Source organism: Streptomyces pristinaespiralis (genome assembly GCF_001278075.1).
GTDB classification, from domain to species: Bacteria; Actinomycetota; Actinomycetes; order Streptomycetales; family Streptomycetaceae; genus Streptomyces; species Streptomyces pristinaespiralis.
Genome location: NZ_CP011340.1, coordinates 4,401,554 through 4,418,490, shown reverse-complemented (window position 1 = coordinate 4,418,490; position 16,937 = coordinate 4,401,554). Strand labels below are relative to the sequence as shown.

The following is a 16,937-nucleotide window of genomic DNA, read 5'->3' as shown; positions in this document are numbered from 1 at the left end:
GGGGGCTCACCGTTGGACGACGCGACACTCGGAGACGTAAGCGACCAGGATCTGCTGGCACGCCACGTCGACGGGGACCCGGACGCCTTCGGCGAGCTCGTGCGTCGCCATCGCGACAGGCTGTGGGCCGTGGCTCTGCGCACATTGGGGGATCGTGAGGAAGCCGCCGACGCGGTGCAGGACGCTCTTGTGTCGGCCTTCCGCGCGGCACACACCTTCCGCGGTCAGTCGGCCGTCACGACGTGGCTGCACCGCATCACGGTCAATGCCTGCCTGGACCGCGCCCGGAAGGCCGCCTCACGCAGGACCTCGCCCGTGGACGACACGGAGCGCCTGGAGCAGCTCCTGGAGCCGCACGAGTCGGCAGAGGCTCCCGCCGAGCGCCATGATCTCCACCGGGAGCTCCTGGCCGCCCTGACGAAACTTCCGGTGGACCAGCGCGCGGCGCTGGTCCTCGTCGACATGCAGGGTTACCCCGTCGCCGAAGCCGCGCGCCTGCTGGATGTCCCCACGGGAACGGTGAAGAGCCGTTGTGCCCGGGGCCGGGCCCGTCTCCTGCCCATGCTCGCGCATCTGCGTGGTCAGGCCGGGGATAACACCGACCTCCCCATGGGAAGGAACCGGACGCCGGGGACATCCGTCCCACCGGCGTCGGGACCAAGCGAGACAGGGCCGAGTGACCCTGCGGCAGTGAAGGGCGGAGGTGGGCGAGCGTGACATCGGCCGACACGACTGAGCACCCGCACGTCTCGGAAATCTCCGACCTCACCGAAGGCCTTCTTCCGCCCGCACGCACGGCCGAGGTACGCCGCCACCTCGACGACTGTCCGCTGTGCGCCGACGTGCGGACGTCTCTCGAAGATATCCGTGGCCTGCTGGGCACCCTGCCGGGGCCTCCACGCATGCCCGCCGACATCGCGGGCCGAATCGACGCGGCTCTGGCCGCAGAGGCTCTCCTCGAAGCCACGGCGCCAGAAGAGCGAGATCATGTTTCACGTGAAACAGTGCCCCGCTCCTCGGCTGCAGAGACTGCGTCGCCTGCCGTCCGACCGGCGGGACACCCCCGCGCTGCGACCGGGCCGGGACGAAACGTCCGGGCACGTCGTCGGCGCGGCGCCGTCCTCGGTGCCGTGTTCGGGGCCGCCGCAGTAGGCGTCGGGGTGATGTTCCTCCAGTCGGCCCAGACGAATTCCGCCAACGACTCCTCGGCTGCCAAGAAGGAGACGAGTGTGAGCTCCGCGGCGCGTGACAGCGCGGAGTTCTCCGGTAGCACCATCGGCAGTCGCGTTCAGTCGCTGCTGGCGGCCGGACCGACACAGGAGGCCGAGCCCAGGATCGAAAGGGCGCCTTCCCTCGACAGCGGTCCCGCCACAATGTCACCCAAGGACGCTCCGGACGCCGCGGTGCCGGCCTGCATTCAGCAGGGAACCGGGCGGTCCGACAACCCCATCGCGGCTGAGCGGGGCACGTACGAAGGCGTCAACGCCTACCTCGTCCTGATGGCACATACCAAGGACAGCAGTCAGGTCCAGGCCTATGTCGTCGATGCGGCATGCGTGGATCGCGCGGCGAACTCGCCCGGAGAGCTGCTCCTCACACAGTCCTACCCCCGCCCCTGAGACATCCTCTGTGCCGCTCCGGCTTCACGGGAATGCACGCCCCGTAGGATCCGTTGGGTGGGGTGAGAGTCCATGAACCCGCCCCGTAGGCAGTAGGCAGTCGGCAGAGACGAGGAACAAACCCGTGAGCGACGTCCGTAACGTGATCATCATCGGCTCCGGGCCCGCGGGCTATACCGCCGCGCTCTACACCGCGCGGGCATCGCTCCAGCCGCTGGTGTTCGAGGGAGCCGTCACCGCCGGCGGTGCGCTGATGAACACGACCGAGGTGGAGAACTTCCCGGGCTTCCGCGACGGCATCATGGGGCCCGACCTCATGGACAACATGCGCGCCCAGGCCGAGCGCTTCGGGGCCGAGCTCGTTCCCGACGACATCGTGTCCGTCGACCTGACCGGTGACATCAAGACCGTCACCGACACGGCAGGCACCGTTCACCGCGCCAAGGCCGTGATCGTCACCACCGGCTCCCAGCACCGCAAGCTCGGCCTCCCCAACGAGGACGCGCTCTCCGGCCGTGGTGTCTCCTGGTGCGCGACCTGCGACGGCTTCTTCTTCAAGGACCAGGACATCGCCGTCGTCGGCGGTGGCGACACCGCGATGGAAGAAGCCACCTTCCTCTCCCGCTTCGCCAAGTCCGTCACGATCATCCACCGCCGCGACACCCTGCGGGCGTCCAAGGCCATGCAGGAGCGTGCCTTCGCCGACCCGAAGATCTCTTTTGCCTGGGACAGCGAGGTCGCCGAGATCCACGGTGACCAGAAGCTCTCGGGCCTGACCCTGAACAACACCAAGACGGGCGAGAAGTCCCCGCTCGCGGTGACGGGTCTGTTCATCGCGGTGGGCCACGACCCCCGGACCGAGCTGTTCAAGGGACAGCTCGAACTGGACGGCGAGGGCTACCTGAAGGTCGACGCCCCGTCGACCCGCACCAACGTCACCGGAGTCTTCGCCGCCGGTGACGTGGTCGACCACACCTACCGCCAGGCCATCACGGCCGCCGGGACCGGCTGCGCCGCCGCCCTGGACGCCGAGCGCTTCCTCGCCGCTCTTTCGGACAGCGAGAAGGCGGCCGAGCCGGAGAAGACCCCCGTGGTCTGACCCACCCTGGACCACTCCACCCCACACCCCGCAGAGAAGTAAGGAGGCCGCCGTGGCCGGCGCCCTGAAGAACGTGACTGATGACTCCTTCGAGGAGGAGGTCCTCAAGAGCGACAAGCCCGTGCTCGTGGACTTCTGGGCCGCCTGGTGCGGTCCGTGCCGCCAGATCGCGCCGTCCCTCGAAGCCATCGCGGCCGAGCACGGCGACAAGATCCAGGTCGTGAAGCTCAACATCGACGAGAACCCGGCCACCGCAGCCAAGTACGGCGTCATGTCGATCCCGACGCTGAACGTCTACCAGAACGGCGAGGTTGCCAAGACCATCGTCGGCGCCAAGCCGAAGGCCGCGATCGTCCGCGACCTTGAGAGCTTCATCGGAGAGTAGAAGCGCCTCCGCTGTTTCACGTGAAACATGAATGGGCCCATCCCCTCAGGGGATGGGCCCATTCTCATGTTCGCAGTCAGAGCGGCCGCAGTGCCGGCTCCTTCTGAACGGCTCCCAGGAGGCGGTCCAGAGCCAGCTCCACGTCTTCCTTCCAGGAGAGTGTCGTGCGCAGCTCCAGCCGCAGACGCGGATATGTGGGGTGCGGTCGAACCGTCTTGAAGCCGACCGCGAGGAGATGGTCGGCCGGCAGCACACAGGCCGGTTCGTTCCACTGCGCATTGCCGAATGCCTCGATCGCACGGAACCCCCGGCGCAGCAGGTCCTTGGCGACCGTCTGGACGATGACCCGTCCAAGGCCCTGACCCTGATAGCCGGGCATGACCCACGCGGTTATCAGCTGGACTGCGTCCGCCGCCACAGGGCTCGTGGGGAAGGCCGTGGAGCGAGGTACGTACGCGGGCGGGGCATAGACAACGAAGCCCACCGGGACCTCGTCCACGTAGACCACTCGACCGCAGGAACCCCACTCGAGGAGTACGGCCGAGATCCAGGCCTCCTTCTCGAGCTCAGGAGTTCCGGCCTTTACTGCGGCTTCACCGCTGACCGGGTCAAGTTCCCAGAAGACACACGCACGACAACGCTTGGGAAGGTCCGAAAGGTTGTCCAGCGTGAGCGGTACGAGCCGACGCCCCATGGAGGCTGTTCCTCACTTCCCTCGTGTGCCGCGCTGCGAGCGTCCACCAGCCTGCTCCGCTCGAGGAGGAAGCTACTGACAAAGCCGCTCACCGCCCCGAGTCCCAGGCCGGCCGTCACCAGTTGGCCGCAGCTCACCGATCGCATGGCCGTGCCCTCTTTCCGAAGTGGCTCAAGGTGGATGCGTCATACCAGAACGCATCGTATCCACCCGACCCTGGCACGGATACCGCACCAAGCCGAAGGGGCGGGTGGTGTTCCGTGCTCCGGAACACCACCCGCCCCTTCAGACGGCTACGACAACGCCGAGCAGCAGGGACTCAGGCCTCGTCGTCGGCGGCAGGGCCCTCGCTGAGCCCCTTCTCCAGCACACGGCCTTCCCCGGGGGCCAGCGTGCCCAGGATTCGCTCGAGGTCGTCCATCGAGGCGAACTCGACCACGATCTTCCCCTTCTTCTGACCGAGGTCGACCTTCACCCGCGTCTCGAAGCGGTCGGAGAGCCGAGAGGCCAGGTCCGTCAGCGCCGGGGACACACGCGCGCCGGCCCGAGGGCCCTTCGGCTTGGACGCGGTCTTGGGGTTCGAGTTCAGCAGCGTCACGATCTCTTCGACGGCCCTGACCGACAGGCCCTCCGCGACGATCCGGTGCGCAAGCCGGTCCTGCTCATCCGAGTCGTCCACGGAGAGCAGAGCTCGGGCATGCCCGGCGGAGAGCACTCCTGCGGCGACCCGCCGCTGGACGGGTGGGGAAAGCCGCAGCAGACGAAGCGTGTTGGACACCTGCGGGCGAGACCGCCCGATCCGGTCGGCCAGCTGATCATGGGTGCAGTTGAAGTCCTTCAACAGCTGGTCGTAGGCGGCTGCCTCTTCCAGCGGGTTCAACTGGGCCCGGTGCAGGTTCTCCAGGAGAGCGTCCAGCAGCAGCTTCTCGTCATCGGTATCCCGGACGATCGCTGGGATCCGCTCCAGGCCGGCCTCCCTGCAAGCCCTCCACCGGCGCTCACCCATGATGAGCTCGTAGCGGTCCGGCCCCAACTGGCGCACGACAACCGGCTGAAGGAGCCCCACTTCCTTGATGGAGGTGACCAGCTCCGCGAGGGCGTCCTCATCAAAGACTTCACGCGGCTGACGCGGGTTGGGCGTGATCGTTCCGAGCGGTACCTCGGCGAAGTGGGCACCGGCCGGAGCGCTCACCGACGTGCCGGCGGTGTCCTCTTCGTGCGCGGGAGCCGCACCCTGGGGCGTGACCGTCGCAGCGGGCAGTGTGGCGACCTTGGCCGCCGCCACCCCTCGCTCCGCGGTCAGCACAGGGGAGGCCCCCGGAGAGGCCTCCGCTCCCGACGCGGTCGGCTGCTTCTCCTGCGGAGCGGCAGGAATCAGCGCTCCGAGCCCACGCCCCAATCCTCTACGTCGCTCGCTCACTGGATCCCCTCCGACATGTTCTGCTGGCTGTTCTGGCCCACCTGGGCATGGTGCGGGTCGTACTGCACTCCGACCCCACGCAGCGCGATCTCGCGGGCAGCTTCGAGATACGACAGGGAACCGCTGGAACCTGGATCGTAGGTCAGCACCGTCTGCCCATAGCTCGGGGCCTCCGAAATGCGCACCGAGCGCGGGATGCTCGTACGCAGGACCTCTTCGCCGAAGTGACTGCGCACCTCGTCCGCGACCTGCGAGGCAAGGCGTGTCCTGCCGTCGTACATCGTGAGCAGGATGGTCGAGACGTGCAGCGCCGGGTTGAGGTGGCCGCGGACCAGGTCCACGTTGCGCAGCAACTGCCCGAGCCCTTCAAGTGCGTAGTACTCGCACTGGATAGGGATCAGTACCTCAGCCCCGGCGACGAGCGCGTTGACCGTCAGCAGGCCCAGCGACGGCGGACAGTCGATGAGGATGTAGTCCAGCGGCTGCTCATAGGCCTGGATCGCCCGCTGCAGTCTGCTCTCCCGCGCCACCAGCGACACCAGCTCGATCTCCGCACCGGCGAGATCGATGGTGGCGGGGGCGCAGAAGAGTCCTTCGACGTCCGGGACCGGCTGGACCACTTCGGCGAGAGGCCTGCTCTCCACCAGGACGTCATAGATCGAGGGAACCTCCGCATGGTGATCGATTCCCAGAGCCGTGGAAGCGTTTCCCTGCGGATCCAGGTCGACCACCAGAACGCGCGCGCCGTGCAACGCGAGCGAGGCAGCGAGATTGACCGTGGTGGTGGTCTTGCCAACCCCGCCTTTCTGGTTGGCAACGACCATGATGCGTGTCTGCTCAGGTCGGGGCAGACCCTCACCGGCACGCCCCAGTGCCTCCACGGCCAGCTGAGCAGCACGGCCGATGGGGGTGTCATCCATGGGGGGCGGTGTTTCACGTGAAACATCGTCCCCCGCGGACTCGGTACGGGGACCGGGGACCGGATCGGTCATCGGTCCCGCGATGTTGGCGTCGGACCGCAAGGATTCACTCTCCTCGACATCAGGCTCGCAATGAGCAGAGCCTGCCATGCTTTCGGGGTCGCGAACCAGCGAGCCCCGTGGATCTGTGGAGGAATCCACCTCTGTGGACAACTCTGTAGCCCTCAGGAGGGGCTTGCGACCCTTGATCGGGGCGGCCGCACGGCCGCGGCTGATGATTCCCTGCAGCAGTGAGCGACGTTTCACGTGAAACACGATGCCCAAGCTGCATGACTACACCGGGACGACACTCCGAAATCAGTACGTATGGCAACGTGTATGGCTCAGCGACGACGGCGCGTACGACTGGTGCGCGCAGCTTTCGCCCGCTTTGCGGCGAACCTCACACCACCGGGGCTCTCCCCGACCTCTACCCGCACGACCGTGGACAGCGGATCGACAAGGCCTTCACCGACATGGAGAACCGAGGTCTCCACGACACCCAGCTTGCTCAGTGCGGCACGAGCGCCCTGGATCTCCTCCTCGGCGGTGTCGCCCTTGAGGGCCAGCATCTCGCCGTAGGGCCGCAGCAGAGGGACGCCCCAGCCGGCGAGCCGGTCCAGCGGGGCGACTGCCCGCGCCGTGACCACATGCACCGGAGGAACCTTCCCGAGGACCTCCTCGGCGCGTCCGCGCACCACGGTGACGTGGTCCAGCCCGAGCAGCTCCACCACTTCCTGCAGGAAGTTCGTCCTCCGGAGCAAGGGTTCCAGCAGGGTGATCTTCAGATCCGGCCGCACCAGCGCCAAGGGGATACCGGGAAGCCCTGCCCCGGAGCCCACGTCACACTCCGTGACGCCCTCCGGAACCACTTCCGAGAGGACGGCGCAGTTCAGCAGATGCCGTTCCCACAGCCGCGGCACTTCGCGTGGCCCGATCAGACCGCGCTTGACCCCGGCGTCCGCGAGCAGCTCCGCGTACCGCACGGCCTCTGGAAAGTACTCTCCGAACACCTTCCGTGCCGCCTCGGGCGCCTGGGGAAGCTGTGCTGCCTCCGTCACGGGGACCGTCCTTCCGTACCGCACTGCCGCAATGTGGACTGTGGTGGCTGACTAACAGGCTGACAAAGATCGGCCCCGCCTGCGAACAGACGGGGCCGACAGAACAAAGCGGTCAGGCAGGGAGCACGACGACGAAGCGCTGAGGCTCCTCGCCCTCGGACTCGCTGCGCAGCCCTGCCGCCGCGACGGCGTCATGGACGACCTTGCGCTCGAAGGGCGTCATCGGGTCCAGCTTCACCGGCTCGCCGGTGCTCTTCACCTCGGCGGCGGCCTTGGCACCCAGCTCGGCCAGCTCGGTGCGCTTGTTCGCCCGGAAGCCGGCGATGTCCAGCATCAGCCGACTGCGGTCGCCCGTCTCCCGGTGCACGGCCAGACGCGTCAGCTCCTGAAGCGCCTCCAGAACCTCACCGTCCTTGCCGACGAGCTTCTGCAGGTCCCGGCTGGCAGTGTCGCTGATGATCGAGACCGCAGCGCGGTCGGCCTCGACATCCATGTCGATGTCACCGTCGAGGTCTGCGATGTCGAGCAGGCCCTCGAGGTAATCGGCCGCGATCTCCCCTTCCTGCTCGAGGCGGGTCAGGGTGTCGCCACCCTCGGCGGCGGCGGAGATGGTGCCTTCCGTCACGGATGCTCCTTCTTACTTCTTGGACGACGGGTGCTTGGGCCGCTGCGAGCCCTTGCGCTGTCCGGACTTGGGCTGGCGTGCGGAGCCGGTGGCCTTGCCACCGCCGGCGCTCTGCTTGGCGTCGCCCTGGGAGGAACCGGCCCTGGAGCGGCCCTCCGCGGGCTTGTCCTTCTCCAGAGAGGTCTTGGCAGCGGCGCCCGTGGCATCGGAGCCCTTGGCGGCACCCGGCTGGGCCGTCGCGGTCTGGCGCTTCGACTTGCTCTGGCGCTTGGGCTGCTGCCGCCTCTGCGCGGCCCCGCCCTCGGCCTCGGCCACCGCGGTCTCGCTCTTGGTCACCGTGCCGTCGGCCTGCGCGGCCAGGCCGGCCTTGGCCAGACCGGAGACGAACCGGCGCTCGTTGTCGTTGCGGTCCGCCCCCTTGGCCACGATCGCCTGGACCACGGTGCGCTTGCGCCGCGAGCGGACCTCACCGTGCGCCGTGACGCTCTTGAGCAGGCGCTGCAGGTACTGGTCCTGGGCCTTGCTGCCCGGGGTGGGGTTCTGGTTGATCACGTACATCTGCTGACCCATGGTCCACACGTTGGTGGTCAGCCAGTAGACGAGAACACCGACGGGGAAGTTGATGCCCATCACCGCGAAGATCAGCGGGAAGATGTACATCAGCATCTTCTGCTGCTGCATGTACGGCGTCTTGACCGTGAGGTCGACGTTCTTCTGCATCAGCTGACGCTGGGTGTAGAACTGCGAGGCCGACATCAGGATGATCATGATGGCGGTGACGATGCGCACGTCGGTGAGCGAAGCGTTGAGCGCCTCGACCTTCGACGGGTCGTCCATGAACTTCGAGGCGATCGGAGCGCCGAAGATGTGCGCGTTCCGCGCGCTGTCGACAAGGCTCTGGTTGAGAACGCCGATCTCGTTACCCGAGGCGATCTTGCTGAGCACGTGGTACAGCGCAAAGAAGAACGGCGACTGGGCCAGGATGGGAAGGCACGAGGAGAGCGGGTTGGTACCCGTCTCCTTGTACAGCTTCATCATCTCTTCGGACTGACGCTGTCGGTCGTTCTTGTAGCGCTCCTGGATCGCCTTCATCTTCGGCTGGAGCGCCTGCATGTTCCGGGTCGACTTGATCTGCTTCACGAAGAGCGGGATCAGACAGATCCGGATCAGGATCACCAGCGACACGATGGACAGTCCCCAGGCCCATCCCGTGTCCGGGCCGAAGATCGCCCCGTAGAGCTTGTGGAACTGGACGATGATCCACGAGACAGGTGTGGTGATAAAGCTGAAGAGACTGGCAATCGTGTCCACTAATCAGGCTCCTTGAGCATTGGGCGAGGTCTCTGCGGCCGGGCCCTGGGTTTCGGCGGCCGACCCCAGGGCAGGCAGATCAGCGGCGGAGTGCCCGCCCTTGCTGCTGCCGCGCAAGGCATCACGCAGCATTTCGTGCCACCGTGGGCGCTTGCGCGGAGGGACATGGTCCACGCCGCCCGGCGACCACGGGTTGCACCGCAGAATGCGCCAGGCGGTCAGAGCCGTGCCCTTCACCGCACCGTGCCGGTCGATGGCCGTGTATCCGTAGTGGGAGCACGACGGGTAGTACCTGCAGACAGGCCCCAGCAGCGGGCTGATCGTCCACTGGTAGATCTTGATCAGAGCCAGCAGCGGGTACTTCATCGCGCGCCCCCTCCCAGCAGCCGCTGAAGAGCGGCGTCCAGGTCTCGGGCCAGCTGTGCATGTTCGGCGTCACCCGCGCCGGGCAGCGCCCGTACGACCACCAGGCTACCGGGGGGCAGCTCGGAGAGCCGATCGCGTATGAGATGGCGCAGTCTCCGCTTGACCTTGTTGCGGACGACGGCACCGCCCACAGCCTTGCTCACGACGAAACCCGCACACGTCGGGGAGGCGCTCTCCCCAGGCGCGTGCGGGTCCGTTGTGCCGCTGCGAAGGTGGACGACGAGAAGTGGGCGGCCTGCCCTGCGTCCCCGCCGTACCGCAGTCGCGAAGTCCTCGCGCCGCCTCAGCCGATTCTCGGTAGGCAGCACGTCATGCCCTGTACGCGATCAGGCGGACAGGTTGGCGCGACCCTTGCCACGGCGGTTCGCCAGGATGGCGCGGCCGGCACGGGTACGCATGCGCAGGCGGAAACCGTGGGTCTTCGCGCGACGACGGTTGTTCGGCTGGAAGGTGCGCTTGCTCACTCGGGGGCTCCAGAAATGATTCGTAGACGGCGGGACATCGCCTGGCTGTCACCGTGCGCCCACGAGAAGCTCGCGTTTACGCCCGTGTGCACCGCTTCACAATCACAGATCGTGATCTTTGCCCATCGGAGGCAGGCGGCAGCAGCCATCGACAACTCGACCTGGTTACGGTACGCGCGGCTGCGCCATCCGGTCAAACCGGCCCTAGGACGTGGTCCACTGTGCACAGGCTGTGGACAACAACTTGAACCACGCGGGTCGCCCTGACTACCGTGGCTGAACTTGGATTCTTTTCCTGCCTGTCTTCCCATCCCGTCCCGAGAACCACACATTCGTGGGACCTGCGAGAGAGCGTGCCTTGTGGCTGACGTACCTGCCGATCTTGCCGCAGTGTGGCCACGAGTGCTGGAGCAGCTCCTCGATGAGGGCCAGCAGGGCGTCGAGCCGAAGGACAAACAGTGGATCGAGCGCTGCCAGCCGCTCGCCCTGGTCGCCGACACCGCGCTGCTCGCCGTCCCCAATGAATGGGGCAAGCGCGTCCTCGAAGGCCGGCTCGCTCCCCTTATCAGCGAGACGCTGAGCCGCGAGTGCGGCCGTCCCATCCGGATCGCGATCACCGTCGATGATTCCGTCGGCGAGGGACCGGTCCCGCAGGGGCCTCCTCAGCAGCAGCAGTCCCGGTACCAGGGACCCCAGCACGACGAGCCGGGCCCCAGAGATCCGTACGAGTCGTACGGTCACCGCTCCTCGGACGACGGTCTGCCGACGGCCAGGCCCGCCTACCCCGAGTACCAACAGCGGCCGGAGCCGGGCTCCTGGCCGCGTACCCAGGAAGACCTGTCGTGGCAGCAGCCCCGGCTCGGGGGCTTCCAGGACCGCGACCCCTACGGCTCGGCGCCGCAGCGGCAGCCCCAGCACGACTACCGGTCGCCGCAGCCGCCCGAGCGCCGGCAGTACGACTCACGTCCGGAGCGGCACTCGATGCCCGAGCCGCAGGCTCCGCACCGCGGACCCTCGGGAGCTCCCGGGCCGCTGGGCGCACAGCCGGCGCCGGCGCCGGGCCCCGGTGAGCCGCACGCCCGCCTCAACCCCAAGTACCTGTTCGACACCTTCGTCATCGGCGCCTCCAACCGGTTCGCACACGCCGCCGCCGTCGCCGTCGCCGAAGCTCCGGCCAAGGCGTACAACCCCCTCTTCATCTATGGGGAGTCGGGGCTCGGCAAGACGCACCTGCTGCACGCGATCGGGCACTACGCGCGCAGCCTCTACCCGGGGACCCGCGTCCGGTACGTGAGTTCGGAGGAGTTCACGAACGAGTTCATCAACTCGATCCGGGACGGCAAGGGCGACACCTTCCGCAAGCGCTACCGGGACGTGGACATCCTCCTCGTCGACGACATCCAGTTCCTCGCGAGCAAGGAGTCGACGCAGGAGGAGTTCTTCCACACCTTCAACACCCTCCACAACGCCAACAAGCAGATCGTGCTGTCCTCCGACCGGCCGCCCAAGCAGCTGATGACGCTGGAGGACCGGCTCCGCAACCGGTTCGAGTGGGGCCTGACGACGGACGTGCAGCCGCCGGAGCTCGAGACGCGTATCGCGATCCTCCGGAAGAAGGCCGTCCAGGAGCAGCTGAACGCCCCGCCGGAGGTGCTGGAGTTCATCGCCTCCCGCATCTCACGCAACATCCGCGAGCTCGAGGGCGCGCTGATCCGGGTGACGGCCTTCGCGTCCCTCAACCGGCAGCCGGTGGATCTGGGTCTCACCGAGATCGTGCTGAAGGATCTGATCCCCGGCGGCGAGGACGCGGCTCCCGAGATCACGGCGAGCGCCATCATGGCGGCCACCGCGGACTACTTCGGGCTCACGGTGGAGGACCTCTGCGGCTCCTCCCGCAGCCGGGTGCTGGTGACGGCGCGGCAGATCGCCATGTACCTGTGCAGGGAGCTGACGGATCTGTCGCTGCCGAAGATCGGCGCGCAGTTCGGCGGCCGGGACCATACGACGGTGATGCACGCGGACCGGAAGATCCGGGCCCTCATGGCCGAGCGTCGGTCCATCTACAACCAGGTCACCGAGCTCACCAACCGCATCAAGAACGGCTGACGGGCCGGCCACGACGGCTCCTGAGGGCGCTCCGGGACAGCTCCCGGGGCGCCCTCAGCCGTTTCCCCCGCACAGCTCTGTTCGAATTCGAGCAGGCGTCGAGCCGTTCTCCACAGTTGTGCGGGGATTCTTCCGTCCACAGCCTGGGGACCAGGAAGTTGTCCACGCCCGGTCCACAGGCACCGCGATCATCGGGACGTCGCCCCAGGTCAGCACCTTGGGGATTTGTGGCAAACCCGGTTCCACAGTCTGTGGACACAGAAAGCTTCCACAGGCTGTGATCATCGTTGTCCACCGCCGCCCCACAGGCAACGGCCCGTTGCCCACAGCTTCTCCACACCCCTGTCCACTGTTCGGCAACGAAACACGGCCGCTCACCGCGTCGAGTGAAAGCCGTCACACCAACGAGGTCGGTTGGGCTGTGGGGAACGTGGGTAAAGCTGGGGACAGCACTGGGGAGAAGTCCCCGGGGCCTGTGCATCGGGTGTGCAGAACTTTCGCGTGTCCACAGAAGCGCCGGGTTGTCCACGGTCCCCACCCACAGGCGCGGTGGACAAAAAAGCGGCCTTGACCTGGGCAAACGACGTTATCCACCGTTTCCACAGGACCTACTACTACTCCCACCTAGAGTTACCGGGGAATTCGCTTCGAAGAAGGCCCTGTGCACAACTCGAGCCCGGACCGCCGGGCAGCTCTCGTCACGACTTGACCCCGACCCGCACCGAGTGTCGGCGGCGTGCGTCAGACTGGTCCCCGGCATCAAGCCGACGAGAAGGCCAGCAGGGCGAGCCAGCAACAGCAGGAGGCGGTTCCGGTGAAGATCCGGGTGGAGCGCGATGTACTCGCGGAGGCGGTGGCGTGGGTGGCCCGTAGCCTCCCGGCCCGGCCGCCGGCGCCCGTTCTTGCGGGCCTTCTCCTGAAGGCGGAGGACGGCGCCGTCAGCTTCTCGAGCTTCGACTACGAGGTCTCGGCCCGTGTGTCGGTGGAGGCCGAGGTGGACGAGGACGGCACCGTCCTGGTCTCCGGCCGCCTTCTCGCCGACATCTGCCGCGCCCTCCCCAACCGTCCGGTGGAGATTTCCACAGACGGTGTACGAGCGACCGTGGTCTGCGGCTCCTCCCGCTTCACACTCCACACCCTGCCTGTGGAGGAGTACCCCGCACTGCCGCAGATGCCGACCGCGACCGGCACCGTGCCCGGTGAGGTCTTCGCCTCCGCCGCCGCCCAGGTCGCCATCGCGGCCGGCCGCGACGACACCCTGCCCGTCCTGACCGGTGTGCGCATCGAGATCGAGGGCGACACCGTCACGCTGGCGTCCACCGACCGCTACCGCTTCGCCGTCCGCGAGTTCCTGTGGAAGCCGGAGAACCCGGACGCCTCCGCGGTCGCCCTGGTGCCCGCCAAGACGCTGCTCGACACCGCCAAGGCGCTCACCAGCGGTGACACCGTCACCCTGGCCCTGTCGGGCTCCGGTGCCGGTGAGGGTCTGATCGGTTTCGAAGGAGCGGGGCGGCGGACCACGACGCGACTGCTCGAGGGCGACCTGCCTAAGTACCGGACGCTCTTCCCGACCGAGTTCAACTCGGTGGCCGTCATCGAGACCGCGCCGTTCGTCGAGGCCGTCAAGCGTGTGGCCCTCGTCGCCGAGCGCAACACCCCGGTGCGGCTGAGCTTCGAGCAGGGTGTGCTGATCCTCGAAGCAGGCTCCAGCGACGACGCACAGGCTGTGGAGCGGGTCGACGCGCAGCTCGAGGGCGACGACATCTCGATCGCCTTCAACCCGACCTTCCTGCTGGACGGCCTGAGCGCGATCGACTCTCCCGTCGCCCAGCTCTCGTTCACCACGTCCACCAAGCCGGCGCTGCTGAGCGGCCGGCCCGCCGTGGACGCCGAGGCGGACGAGGCCTACAAGTACCTGATCATGCCGGTGCGGCTGAGCGGCTGATCAGCGGCTTATGAGCGCTTGACCCCACAGGTGTGCACCCGCGTCCGGGCGTAGGCTCGGACACGGGTAGGTACTGCACACAACGATTGAGGAATCATCTGATGGAGCTCGGTCTCGTCGGTCTCGGCAAGATGGGCGGCAACATGCGCGAGCGCATTCGCCGCGCTGGCCACACCGTCATCGGGTACGACCGCAACCCTGACGTCGCTGATGTCCACAGCCTCGAGGAGCTTGTGGGCAAGCTCAAGGGCCCGCGGGTCGTCTGGGTCATGGTCCCGGCAGGCGCCGCGACGCAGTCCACGATCGACGAGCTGGCCGAGCTGCTCTCCCCGGGCGACGTGGTCGTCGACGGCGGCAACTCCCGCTGGACCGACGACGAGAAGCACGCCGTCGAGCTGGGTCTGAAGGGCATCGGCTTCGTCGACTGCGGTGTGTCCGGCGGCGTGTGGGGCCTGGAGAACGGCTATGCGCTGATGTACGGCGGTGACGCCGAGAACGTCGCGAAGGTGCAGCCCGTCTTCGACGCCCTCAAGCCCGAGGGCGAGTTCGGATCTGTCCACGCGGGCCGGGTCGGCGCAGGCCACTTCGCGAAGATGGTCCACAACGGCATCGAGTACGCGATGATGCAGGCCTACGCCGAGGGCTGGGAGCTCCTGGAGAAGGTCGACTCGGTCACCGATGTGCGCGAGGTCTTCCGCTCCTGGCAGGAGGGCACGGTCATCCGCTCCTGGCTGCTCGACCTCGCGGTCAACGCGCTGGACGAGGACGAGCACCTCGAGCAACTGCGCGGTTATGCACAGGACTCCGGCGAGGGCCGGTGGACGGTGGAAGCCGCCATCGACAACGCCGTCCCGCTGCCTGCGATCACCGCGTCGCTGTTCGCCCGTTTCGCGTCCCGTCAGGACGACTCCCCGCAGATGAAGATGATCGCCGCGCTGCGCAACCAGTTCGGTGGCCACGCGGTGGAGAGCAAGAAGTAGTCCACAGGCTGTGCATCAGAAGTGCACAGCCATGCCGGGGGAAGGTCGGCGCACACCATGCACGTCACGCATCTGTCGCTGGCCGACTTCCGCTCGTACGCCCGGGTCGAGGTCCCTCTCGATCCGGGCGTCACCGCTTTCGTGGGGGCGAACGGACAGGGCAAGACGAATCTCGTCGAGGCCGTCGGCTACCTCGCCACGCTCGCCAGCCACCGCGTCTCCTCCGATGCGCCGCTGGTACGGATGGGCGCCGACCGGGCAGTGATCCGGGCTGCCGTGACCCAGGGGGAGCGCTCGCAGCTGGTCGAGCTCGAACTCAATCCCGGCCGGGCCAACCGCGCCAGGATCAACAGGTCGTCGCAGGTCAGGCCGCGCGACGTGCTCGGCATAGTGCGGACGGTGCTCTTCGCCCCCGAGGATCTGTCGCTGGTCAAGGGTGATCCGGGAGAGCGCCGGCGTTTCCTCGACGAACTGGTCACGGCACGCTCGCCGCGCATGGCGGCCGTGCGCTCCGACTACGAGCGGGTGCTGAAGCAGCGCAACACGCTGCTGAAGTCGGCGGCCATGGCGCGGCGGCACGGTGGCCGTGGCATGGACCTGTCCACCCTCGATGTCTGGGACCAGCACCTGGCGCGCGCGGGCGCCGAGGTGACTGCCCAGCGGCTCGACCTGATCGCCGCCCTGCAGCCGCTGGCCGACAAGGCGTACGAGGCGCTCGCACCGGGAGGCGGTCCCGTCGCGCTCGAGTACCGGTCGTCGGCGGGCCCCATGGACCAGGCGCACGGCCGCGAAGCGCTGTTCGAGCAGCTGACGGCGGCACTGGCCGAGGTGCGCAAGCAGGAGATCGAGCGCGGCGTGACCCTGGTCGGTCCCCATCGTGACGAACTGATCCTGAAGCTGGGGCAACTGCCCGCCAAGGGATACGCGAGCCACGGCGAGTCCTGGTCCTACGCGCTGGCGCTGCGACTGGCCTCCTACGACCTGCTGCGGGCCGAGGGCAACGAACCCGTGCTGGTCCTCGACGACGTCTTCGCGGAGTTGGACGCCCGGCGCCGGGAGCGGCTGGCCGAACTGGTGGCTCCGGGCGAACAGGTGCTGGTGACCGCGGCCGTGGACGACGACGTCCCCGCCGTGCTGGCGGGCGCCCGCTACGAGGTGTCGGGCGGGACGGTGCAGCGCGTATGACCGGCGAGCGCGGTGAGAAGCCGGCGGACGCCGGGCCGACGGGCGCGGGAGAGTCCTCCGGTGTGGACCTGGCACGCGTGGCGCTGCGCGCCGCGAAGGAGCAGGCCAAGGCCCGCGGTGCGGCGGCGCAGCAGAAGAAACAGGCCAGGCGGGGTGGTGGGCTGCGGTCCGGAGCCCGGGCCGACGGGCGCGATCCGTTGCCGCTGGGTGCGGCGATCAACCGGCTGATCACCGAGCGCGGCTGGGAGACGCCGGCCGCCGTGGGCGGGGTGATGGGCCGCTGGCCGCAGATCGTGGGCGAGGACCTGGCCAACCACTGTGTCCCGCTGCGGTACGACGAGGCTCCGGACGAGCGTCTGCTGACCGTGCAGTGCGACTCGACGGCGTGGGCCACCCAGCTGCGGCTGCTGGCTCCGCGCCTGGTCGCCCGGCTCAACGAGGACCTCGGGCACGGGACCGTCCGCGCGATCAAGGTGCTCGGTCCGCAAGGGCCCGCGCGCCGGTTCGGACCCTTGCGGGCACCGGGAAGCACGGGTCCCGGGGACACGTACGGCTGACGCCCGGACGTCGCGTGGACACCGATGTGGCAGAAGGAAACCGCCGGCACGGATGAGGTGTCCCTCACGGTAGTGAGAGGTTGACAGCCCGAAAGCGCTCA

At 67.9% G+C, this 16,937-nt stretch carries 18 protein-coding genes; 9 read left to right on the top strand and 9 right to left on the bottom strand.

The window, feature by feature from the left end:
* Positions 1–12: 12 nt before the first annotated feature.
* From sigM to trxA, 4 genes are all read left to right on the top strand, one after another.
* The gene (sigM, locus tag SPRI_RS18710; RefSeq protein ID WP_078535498.1) at positions 13–717 is read left to right on the top strand and encodes an RNA polymerase sigma factor SigM; all 705 of its coding nucleotides are present in this window, start codon (positions 13–15) and stop codon (positions 715–717) included.
* The gene (locus SPRI_RS18705; protein ID WP_005314993.1) at positions 714–1,619 is read left to right on the top strand and encodes an anti-sigma factor; all 906 of its coding nucleotides are present in this window, start codon (positions 714–716) and stop codon (positions 1,617–1,619) included. Before sigM ends, SPRI_RS18705 begins: the two co-directional genes overlap by 4 nt.
* Positions 1,620–1,743: 124 nt before the next feature.
* Positions 1,744–2,718 carry a thioredoxin-disulfide reductase gene (gene trxB / locus SPRI_RS18700; protein WP_005314991.1) on the top strand — a complete coding sequence of 325 codons (975 nt, stop codon included), beginning with the start codon at positions 1,744–1,746 and terminating at the stop codon, positions 2,716–2,718.
* A gap of 52 nt (positions 2,719–2,770) precedes the next feature.
* Positions 2,771–3,103, top strand: a complete 333-nt coding sequence (gene trxA, locus SPRI_RS18695) for a thioredoxin (RefSeq protein ID WP_037774197.1) — start codon at positions 2,771–2,773, stop codon at positions 3,101–3,103.
* Between the two features lie 76 nt (positions 3,104–3,179).
* Here the strand turns inward: trxA and SPRI_RS18690 are convergent, their stop codons facing one another.
* From SPRI_RS18690 to rpmH, 9 genes are all read right to left on the bottom strand, one after another.
* On the bottom strand, positions 3,180–3,797 hold the full coding sequence (locus tag SPRI_RS18690; protein ID WP_005314986.1) for a GNAT family N-acetyltransferase: 618 nt from the start codon (positions 3,795–3,797) through the stop codon (positions 3,180–3,182).
* Between the two features lie 319 nt (positions 3,798–4,116).
* Entirely contained in the window at positions 4,117–5,217 is a 1,101-nt protein-coding gene (locus tag SPRI_RS18685; RefSeq protein ID WP_078535299.1) for a ParB/RepB/Spo0J family partition protein, read from the bottom strand.
* Positions 5,214–6,287: a ParA family protein gene (locus SPRI_RS18680; RefSeq protein ID WP_005314982.1), complete on the bottom strand. Its 1,074-nt coding sequence runs from the start codon at positions 6,285–6,287 to the stop codon at positions 5,214–5,216. The genes SPRI_RS18685 and SPRI_RS18680 overlap by 4 nt, the downstream gene beginning before the upstream one ends.
* Positions 6,288–6,520: 233 nt before the next feature.
* Positions 6,521–7,237, bottom strand: coding sequence for a 16S rRNA (guanine(527)-N(7))-methyltransferase RsmG (gene rsmG, locus SPRI_RS18675; RefSeq protein WP_053557111.1), 717 nt, complete (start codon positions 7,235–7,237; stop codon positions 6,521–6,523).
* A 112-nt stretch (positions 7,238–7,349) separates the two neighbouring features.
* Positions 7,350–7,862 carry a Jag family protein gene (locus SPRI_RS18670; RefSeq protein WP_005314970.1) on the bottom strand — a complete coding sequence of 171 codons (513 nt, stop codon included), beginning with the start codon at positions 7,860–7,862 and terminating at the stop codon, positions 7,350–7,352.
* A 12-nt stretch (positions 7,863–7,874) separates the two neighbouring features.
* Positions 7,875–9,173 carry a membrane protein insertase YidC gene (yidC, locus tag SPRI_RS18665; protein ID WP_005314967.1) on the bottom strand — a complete coding sequence of 433 codons (1,299 nt, stop codon included), beginning with the start codon at positions 9,171–9,173 and terminating at the stop codon, positions 7,875–7,877.
* A 3-nt stretch (positions 9,174–9,176) separates the two neighbouring features.
* Positions 9,177–9,539 carry a membrane protein insertion efficiency factor YidD gene (yidD, locus tag SPRI_RS18660; protein WP_005314965.1) on the bottom strand — a complete coding sequence of 121 codons (363 nt, stop codon included), beginning with the start codon at positions 9,537–9,539 and terminating at the stop codon, positions 9,177–9,179.
* The gene (gene rnpA / locus SPRI_RS18655) at positions 9,536–9,907 is read right to left on the bottom strand and encodes a ribonuclease P protein component (protein WP_005314963.1); all 372 of its coding nucleotides are present in this window, start codon (positions 9,905–9,907) and stop codon (positions 9,536–9,538) included. Before rnpA ends, yidD begins: the two co-directional genes overlap by 4 nt.
* 18 nt (positions 9,908–9,925) lie before the next feature.
* On the bottom strand, positions 9,926–10,063 hold the full coding sequence (rpmH, locus tag SPRI_RS18650) for a 50S ribosomal protein L34 (protein WP_014047156.1): 138 nt from the start codon (positions 10,061–10,063) through the stop codon (positions 9,926–9,928).
* A gap of 360 nt (positions 10,064–10,423) precedes the next feature.
* Here rpmH and dnaA point away from each other — a divergent pair, with 360 nt between their 5' ends.
* The 5 genes from dnaA to SPRI_RS18625 all read left to right on the top strand — a co-directional run bounded on the left by dnaA (position 10,424) and on the right by SPRI_RS18625 (position 16,836).
* Complete coding sequence (dnaA, locus tag SPRI_RS18645; protein ID WP_078951265.1) at positions 10,424–12,169, top strand: chromosomal replication initiator protein DnaA; 1,746 nt, start codon at positions 10,424–10,426, stop codon at positions 12,167–12,169.
* Positions 12,170–12,983: 814 nt separating this feature from the next.
* Positions 12,984–14,114: a DNA polymerase III subunit beta gene (gene dnaN / locus SPRI_RS18640; RefSeq protein WP_005314958.1), complete on the top strand. Its 1,131-nt coding sequence runs from the start codon at positions 12,984–12,986 to the stop codon at positions 14,112–14,114.
* A gap of 101 nt (positions 14,115–14,215) precedes the next feature.
* Positions 14,216–15,094 (top strand): phosphogluconate dehydrogenase (NAD(+)-dependent, decarboxylating), encoded by an 879-nt coding sequence (gene gnd / locus SPRI_RS18635; RefSeq protein ID WP_005314956.1) that lies wholly within the window; start codon positions 14,216–14,218, stop codon positions 15,092–15,094.
* A gap of 57 nt (positions 15,095–15,151) precedes the next feature.
* Entirely contained in the window at positions 15,152–16,279 is a 1,128-nt protein-coding gene (recF, locus tag SPRI_RS18630) for a DNA replication/repair protein RecF (protein ID WP_053557109.1), read from the top strand.
* Positions 16,276–16,836 carry a DUF721 domain-containing protein gene (locus tag SPRI_RS18625; RefSeq protein ID WP_053557108.1) on the top strand — a complete coding sequence of 187 codons (561 nt, stop codon included), beginning with the start codon at positions 16,276–16,278 and terminating at the stop codon, positions 16,834–16,836. The genes recF and SPRI_RS18625 overlap by 4 nt, the downstream gene beginning before the upstream one ends.
* Positions 16,837–16,937: the final 101 nt, after the last annotated feature.